The organism is Polaromonas sp. C04 (assembly GCF_002002705.1).
Classification (GTDB): domain Bacteria; phylum Pseudomonadota; class Gammaproteobacteria; order Burkholderiales; family Burkholderiaceae_C; genus Rhodoferax_A.
In genome coordinates this window covers 1-5,261 of record NZ_MUNS01000036.1, presented here as the reverse complement: position 1 = coordinate 5,261, position 5,261 = coordinate 1, and the positions used below count along the sequence as shown (strand labels likewise).

The 5,261-nt window shown below is 67.0% G+C and carries 5 protein-coding genes; 4 read left to right on the top strand and 1 reads right to left on the bottom strand.

What is annotated here, in order from left to right; translation table 11 throughout:
- Positions 1-572 (bottom strand): LysR family transcriptional regulator (locus B0E49_RS14670; protein WP_144264579.1); only part of this gene is annotated, 572 nt, incomplete at its 3' end.
- A 104-nt stretch (positions 573-676) separates the two neighbouring features.
- Between B0E49_RS14670 and B0E49_RS14665 the strand changes: the two genes are divergently transcribed.
- From B0E49_RS14665 to B0E49_RS14650, 4 genes are all read left to right on the top strand, one after another.
- On the top strand, positions 677-1,561 hold the full coding sequence (locus B0E49_RS14665; RefSeq protein ID WP_077562954.1) for an HTD2 family dehydratase: 885 nt from the start codon (positions 677-679) through the stop codon (positions 1,559-1,561).
- 32 nt (positions 1,562-1,593) lie between these two features.
- The gene (locus B0E49_RS14660; protein WP_077562953.1) at positions 1,594-2,757 is read left to right on the top strand and encodes an acyl-CoA dehydrogenase family protein; all 1,164 of its coding nucleotides are present in this window, start codon (positions 1,594-1,596) and stop codon (positions 2,755-2,757) included.
- Between the two features lie 14 nt (positions 2,758-2,771).
- Positions 2,772-3,953: a CaiB/BaiF CoA transferase family protein gene (locus B0E49_RS14655; RefSeq protein WP_077562952.1), complete on the top strand. Its 1,182-nt coding sequence runs from the start codon at positions 2,772-2,774 to the stop codon at positions 3,951-3,953.
- A gap of 85 nt (positions 3,954-4,038) precedes the next feature.
- A partial coding sequence (locus B0E49_RS14650; protein ID WP_077562951.1) for an MmgE/PrpD family protein occupies positions 4,039-5,261 on the top strand: 1,223 nt, incomplete at its 3' end.

Here is a 5,261-nt window from a genome sequence, read left to right as displayed (position 1 = left end):
TCGTCCAGAATCTCGGCGAACGCAACGCGTTTGCGCCGCGCCAGACGGTGCTGGCGCGAGGTCACCAGCATCAGCCGGTCGGTGCTGAAGTGGATGGCCTGCAGCCCCAGCGTGTCGACCTGGCCCGCCACGATGCCGATGTCGGCGCGGCCGTCCAGCACGCCGCGGGCGATCTCAGCATTCGGTTTTTCCTGAAGGTCGACATTGACCTTGGGGTTGGTCGACAGAAAGCCCGGCAGGATTTCGGGCAGGAAGTCGCTGACCGCCGTCGTGTTGGCGAAGACCCGCAAGTGCCCGCGCAGGCCGCCGCCATACTCCTGCAGATCGGCGCGCAACTGGTCGGCCTGGCGTAGCACGCCGCGCGCGTGGTGCAGAAAGGCTTCGCCCGGTGGCGTCAGGCGCACACCGCGGGCTTCGCGGTAGAGCAGGGGCAGGCCGGCCTGCGCTTCCAGCGACTTGATACGTGCACTGGCCGCTGCCAGCGACAGGTGCTGCCGCGCCGCGGCGCGTGTCAGGTTGCTCTCGTCGGCGGTCAGGACGAACAGGCGCAAGTCGGTGAGGTCGAAATTCATGGCTGGATGGTAGCGGATGGCGTTGCAGCCTTCAGTTTTATGGAAGCCTTGGTCTTGAAATTGCGGATTGCGCCACCGGCGGGAAATGACGACGATGGTGCCTCATGAACCTTGATACTCGTTCCATCGACGCCGCCACGCTGGCCCACCTGCAAACCTGGGCCGGCAGGACCGAAACCCTGAGCGACGACATGACCGCCGCGCCGGTGCGCGGGCTCTCTGCCACGCTGGACCGTGACGACCCGGCCCCCGCGCCCGGCATGGCGCTGCCGCCGCTCTGGCACTGGCTGTATTTTTTGCCGCAGCAACGCCAGAGCGAGCTGGGTCCCGACGGTCACGCCAAACGTGGTGGCTTCCTGCCGCCGGTACCGTTGCCGCGCCGCATGTGGGCTGGAGGCCGCTTGCAGTGGCACCGACACAACCCGCTGGTGCTGGGTGATGCGGTCAAACGCATCTCACGGATCGAGTCCGTGACGCACAAGACCGGTCGTACGGGCGTCCTTGTGTTCGTGCAGGTCAGGCACGAGGTGCACAACGCCAAGGGTTTGGCGCTGACCGAAGAGCAGGACATCGTCTACCGCGCCGCGGCCCAGCTCCACGACCCGGTGCCGCCGCCCGTGGCGGCCGAAAAGGGCGCCGCCTGGCAGCGCGAGATCGTGCCCGACGACGTGCTGCTGTTCCGCTATTCGGCACTGACCTTCAACGGCCACCGCATCCACTACGACCGCAAGTACGTGACCGAGGTGGAAGGCTATCCCGGCCTGATCGTGCACGGGCCGTTGATCGCCACGCTGCTGGTCGATCTGGTGCGCCGCCATGCGCCTGGCGCCTTCATCCAATCGTTCAACTTCAAGGCCGTGCGCCCGACCTTCGACCTGCACCCGTTTCGCCTCAACGGCCAGCCTTCGGCGAACGGCAAAAGCGTCAAGCTCTGGGCCCGGGACCACGAGGGCTGGCTCACCATGCAGGGCACGGCCGAACTCGCCTGACCTGTGCTCAATAAAAACCATAGACGAAAACCATGATCAAGACCGCCCCCGACGCCTGGCAGGACATCCGCGACGCCGTGCGCGCCCTGTGCGCCGAATTCCCCGACGAATACCACCGGAGAATCGACGAGCAGCGTGCCTACCCCGAGGCCTTTGTCGATGCACTCACCAAGGCCGGCTGGCTGGCCGCGATGATTCCGGCCGAGTACGGTGGTTCGGGCCTGGGCCTGACCGAGGCCACGGTCGTCATGGAGGAGATCAACCGCTCCGGCGGCAACTCGGGCGCCTGCCACGGCCAGATGTACAACATGGGCACGCTGTTGCGCCATGGCTCCAGGGCGCAAAAGGAGCTGTACCTGCCCAAAATCGCCAGCGGCGAATGGCGCCTGCAGTCCATGGGCGTGACCGAGCCCAGCACCGGCACCGACACCACCAGGATCAAGACGACCGCCGTGAAGCAGGGCGACCGCTACGTGATCAACGGCCAGAAAGTCTGGATCTCGCGCGTGCAGCATTCCGACTGGATGATTCTGCTGGCGCGCACCACGCCGCTGGCCGAGGTCAAGAAAAAATCGGAGGGCATGTCGATCTTCATGGTCGACCTGCGTGCCGCCGAGAAGTCGGGCCTGACGGTGCGGCCCATTCCCAACATGGTGAATCACGAGACCAACGAACTGTTCTTCGAGAACCTCGAAATCCCCGAGGAAAACCTGATCGGCCAGGAAGGGCAGGGCTTCAAGTACATCCTCGACGGCCTGAACGCCGAGCGCACCTTGATCGCGGCCGAGTGCATCGGCGACGGCTACTGGTTTCTCGACCGCGTCACCAAATACGTCAGCGAGCGCGTCGTGTTCGGCCGCCCGATCGGCCAGAATCAGGGCGTGCAGTTTCCGATTGCGGAGTCCTACATCGAGGTCGAGGCCGCGAACCTGATGCGCTACAAAGCGTGCGCGCTGTTCGATGCCGGCAAGCCCTGCGGCGCCGAAGCCAACATGGCCAAGTACCTCGCGGCCAAGGCGTCGTGGGAGGCCGCCAACGCCTGCATCCAGTTCCACGGTGGCTTCGGCTTCGCCAACGAATACGACGTGGAGCGCAAATTCCGCGAGACGCGGCTGTACCAGGTGGCGCCGATCTCCACCAACCTGATCCTGAGCTACGTGGCCGAGCATTTGCTTGGGTTGCCGAGATCCTTCTAATTCCGGAGTCGATCATGACAAGACCCCTCGACGGCATCACCGTCGTCTCGCTCGAGCACGCGATCGCCGCGCCGTTCTGCACGCGCCAGCTGGCCGACCTGGGCGCGCGCGTGATCAAGGTCGAGCGCCCCGGCGCGGGCGACTTTGCACGCGCCTACGACACCCGCGTCAAGGGCCAGGCCTCGCACTTCGTCTGGACGAACCGCTCGAAGGAAAGCCTGACGCTCGACCTCAAGCAGCCGGCCGCGCTGGCCGTGCTGAAAGAGCTTCTCGCTACAGCCGACGTGCTGGTGCAAAACCTGGCACCCGGCGCCGCCGCACGCATGGGCCTGGGCTTTGATGCACTGAGCCAAGAGCACCCGCAACTCATCGTCTGCGACATCTCGGGCTACGGCGAAGATGGCCCGTACCGCGACAAGAAGGCCTACGACCTGCTGATCCAGAGCGAGGCGGGCTTCCTGTCCATCACCGGCACGCCCGACGAGCCCTGCAAGGCCGGTAACTCGATCGCCGACATCGCCGCCGGCATGTACGCCTACACCAGCGTGCTGGCCGCGCTGCTGCAGCGCAGCAAGACGGGCCGGGGCTCGCACATCGACGTGTCCATGTTAGAGGCGCTCGGCGAATGGATGGGGTACCCGATGTACTACGCGTTCGATGGCGCGCCGCCGCCACCGCGCAGTGCCGCGGCCCACGCCACCATCTATCCCTATGGCCCCTTCAAGGCCGGCGACGGCGGCACGGTCATGCTGGGCCTGCAAAACGAGCGCGAGTGGAAAGCGTTCTGCGACGTGGTGCTGCAGGACGCCGCGCTGGCGACCGACCCGCGCTTCGACGCCAACGCGCGCCGCAACGAACATCGCGAGGCACTCAAGGCCATCATCGTGGCCACCTTTGGCGCGCTCAGCACGGCCGAGGTGCTGGCGCGGCTGGATCAGGCGCAGATCGCCAACGCGCGCATGAACGACATGGCCGGCCTCTGGGCGCATCCGCAACTGAAAGCGCGCAGCCGCTGGCAGAGCGTGGGCTCGCCGGCGGGCGACATCCCCGCGCTGCTGCCGCCCGGGCGCAACAGCAGTTTCGACTACCGCATGGATGCGGTCCCTGGCGTGGGCCAGCACACCGAGGCCATCCTGCGTGAACTCGGGCAGAGCGACGTGGCCATTGCCGCGCTGCGCGCCGCCCAGGCCATTTGATGGTGATCGCTTTACTATCGAAAATATAGCTGCCTGCCCATATCAGATAAGGGCTTGAAGTCGATTTCTCTTAAAAATACCTGCCGTGAACTCTCCCACCGCCCAACTCGCCGCATTCGCCGCCGGCCTGCGCTTTGACGCCATTCCGGGCCCCGTGATTCGCAAGACCGAAGACCTGCTGGTGGACTGGTTCGGCTCGGCGCTGGCCGGCAAAGGTTCGCGCCCGGTCGAGACCATCGCCCGGTTTGCCGCGAGCATGGGGCCGGCCGGCGGCCCGTCCGAGGTGCTGATCAGCCGCAGCCGCACCAGTGCGTATTTCGCCGCCATGGTCAACGCTGCGGCCTCGCACGTGGCCGAGCAGGATGACGTGCACAACGGCTCGGTGTTCCACCCGGCCACCGTGGTGTTCTCGCCGGCACTCGCGGTGGCGCAGGCGCTGGGCGCCAGCGGGCAGCAACTGCTCACGGCCGCCGTCGCGGGCTACGAGGTCGGCATCCGCGTCGGCGAGTTCCTCGGCCGCTCGCACTACAAGGTGTTCCACACCACCGGCACCGCCGGCACACTGGCGGCGGCCGCGGCGGTCGGCAACCTGCTGGGGCTCGATGCGCCGCAGATGCAGCACGCGCTGGGTTCGGCCGGCACGCAGTCCGCCGGGCTGTGGGAGTTCCTGCGCACGGCGGCGGATTCCAAGCAGCTGCACACCGCGCACGCGGCGTCGGCCGGCCTGATGGCGGCGTATCTGGCCCAAGACGGCTTCACCGGCGCGGCGCGGATTCTGGAAGGACCGCAGGGCATGGCGGCCGGCATGTCGAGCGATGCGGACCCGGCGCGCCTCACGCAAGGCCTGGGCACGCGCTGGGCCACGTTTGAAACCTCGTTCAAGTACCACGCCTCGTGCCGCCACACGCACCCGGCCGCCGATGCGCTGTTGCAGGTGATGCAGGCGCACGGCCTCCAGCCCGGCGATCTGGCGCGCGTGGTCACGCACGTGCACCAGGGCGCGATCGACGTGCTCGGGCCGGTGACGAACCCGGCCACGGTGCACCAGAGCAAGTTTTCCATGGGCACGGTGCTGGCGCTGGTCGCGCGCTTCGGCCACGCCGGCCTGGCCGAGTTCGACCAGCATTTCGACGATGCCGCCACGCGCGATCTGCGCGAGCGCGTGAGCATGGTGTTTGACGCCGAGGTGGACGGCGCCTACCCGCAGCGCTGGATCGGCAAGGTCACGGTCACCACCACGGATGGCCGCGTGCTGCAAGGCCGCGTCGACGAGCCCAAGGGCGACCCCGGCAACACCCTGAGCCGCGA

Coding starts and splice junctions, on each gene's coding strand:
- B0E49_RS14665 (WP_077562954.1), top strand. CDS start 677: ATGAACCTTGATACTCGTTCCATCGACGCCGCCACGCTGGCCCACCTG.
- B0E49_RS14660 (WP_077562953.1), top strand. CDS start 1,594: ATGATCAAGACCGCCCCCGACGCCTGGCAGGACATCCGCGACGCCGTG.
- B0E49_RS14655 (WP_077562952.1), top strand. CDS start 2,772: ATGACAAGACCCCTCGACGGCATCACCGTCGTCTCGCTCGAGCACGCG.